Source organism: Streptomyces sp. NRRL S-87, assembly GCF_000719335.1.
Lineage (GTDB): Bacteria > Actinomycetota > Actinomycetes > Streptomycetales > Streptomycetaceae > Streptomyces.
This window is the reverse complement of sequence record NZ_JOGB01000154.1, coordinates 1-1,990: the sequence shown is the minus strand read 5'-3', so window position 1 is coordinate 1,990 and position 1,990 is coordinate 1. Positions and strand designations below refer to the sequence as shown.

Genomic DNA, 1,990 nt, shown 5'->3' with positions numbered 1-1,990 from the left:
GGGGCGGGCGGTGGTCGAGTCGTTCGGGCACCGGCCGTTCGATCTGGGTGCGGGCCGGCTGCTGCGGGCGATGACGGTGCGGTTGGGTGCGGACGACCATCTGCTGGCGCTGTCGATGCACCACATCGTGGTGGACGGCTGGTCGATGGGCGTCCTCGTCGACGAGCTGCGCACGTTCTACGCGGAGGGCGCTTCCGCCCTTGCGGAACTCCCGCTCCAGTACGCCGACTTCGCCCTGTGGCAGCAGGACCGGCTCTCCGGTGCCGGACTCGACCGGCATCTCGACTACTGGCGGGCGCGGCTGGCCGGGTTGGAGACGCTGGAGCTGCCCACCGACCGGCGACATCGCGGTGGGGGTGCCGATCGCGGGGCGCAACCGGGCGGAGGTGGAGGACCTGGTCGGGTTCTTCGTGAACACGCTGGTGATGCGGGCGGACCTCGCTGCGGAGGCGACGTTCGCGGAGGTCCTGGAGCAGGTGCGCCAGACGACCCTGGACGCGTACGCGCACCAGGACCTGCCGTTCGAGCGCCTCGTCGAGGAGCTGACCCCCGAGCGCGACCTCAGCCGCAACCCCCTCGTCCAGGTGGGCTTCAGCCTCGACGGCGCGGCCTCGTCCCCGTACGAGATCCCCGGGCTGACCCTGGAACCCGTCGCGGTGAGCTCGAAGGTCTCCAAGGTCGACGTCTCGGTGTTCCTGACGGAGGAGGCGGACGGGAGCCTGTCGGGCGAGGCGACGTTCGCGACGGAGCTGTTCGACGCGGCCACCATCGAGCGGCTGACCGGGCACTTCGTCACCGCCCTGGCCGACGTCGCCCGGGACCCGCACCGCCCCCTGGGCGAGGTGCGCCTGCTCACCGATGCCGAACGGCACCAGATCCTGGTCGAGTTCAACGACACCACGGTCGACTACGCGGACGACACCACCATCCACCACCTCTTCGAGGAGCAGGTACGGCTCGCCCCCGACGCCGTCGCCGTGGTCCACCACGACAGCACGCTCACGTACCGGGAGCTGAACGAGCGGGCGAACCGGCTGGCGCACCACCTGATCGGCCGGGGCGTGGGCACCGACACCCTCGTGGCGATCTGCCTCGACCGCGGCGTCGACATGATCACCGCACTGCTCGCCGTCCTCAAGGCCGGCGCCGCCTACCTGCCCCTCGACCCGGAGAACCCCGCCTCCCGCCTGGCCTTCATGCTGGAGGAGTCGGCGGCCCCGCTGGTGCTGACCCACGCCCACCTGACCGCCCGCCTGGAGCACACCGGCACGCCGCTGCTCGTCCTCGACCGGCTGGTGCTGGACGGGCAGCCGGCGGACGACCCGGTCACCCCCACGGGCGCCCGGGACCTCGCCTACGTCATCTACACCTCCGGCTCCACCGGCACCCCCAAGGGCGTCCAGATCGAGCACCGGTCCATCTGCCGCCTGATCACCAACAACTGGTTCCACACCATCACGGCCGGGGACGTCGTCTCCCAGATCCTCAACTTCGCCTGGGACTCCTTCGCCCTCGAGTGCTGGCCCGTCCTGACCGCCGGTGCCACGATGGCGATCCTTGACCCGAAGGTGCTCGCCGGCAGCGAGCCCTTCGCCGAGGCCCTCGCACGCCACGCCGTCTCGACGTCCCTCATCCCGACGCCCCTGTTCAACCAGTACCTGGTGGAGCGGCCGGACCTCCTCAAGGACCTGAAGTCGGTCTTCTACGGCGGCGAGGCCGGCGACCGCTCGATCACGGACGCCCTGCTCTCGGGTCCGTACGCCCCGGCACGGCTCGCGCACCTCTACGGCCCCACCGAGGCCGGAGTGCTCGCCACCTGCTTCGTCGTGGACGAGGACCGCCCGGACACCACCTCCATGCCGATCGGCGGCCCCGTCGCCAACACGCAGGTCCTGGTGGTGGACCGGCACGGGGGGCTGGCGCCGGTGGGGGTGCCGGGCGAGTTGTGGATCACCGGGCCGGGGCTGGCCCGTGGTTACCTGGACCGTCC

1 protein-coding gene and 1 pseudogene are annotated in these 1,990 nt (G+C 71.5%); both read left to right on the top strand.

What is annotated here, in order from left to right; genetic code table 11:
- Positions 1-70 precede the first annotated feature (70 nt).
- Positions 71-286, top strand: a pseudogene (locus IF43_RS43935) (condensation domain-containing protein); the annotation flags it as partial.
- Positions 287-356: 70 nt separating this feature from the next.
- Positions 357-1,990, top strand: a 1,634-nt coding sequence (locus IF43_RS0135485; RefSeq protein ID WP_158939690.1) for an AMP-binding protein, incomplete at its 3' end; no start/stop codon positions are given.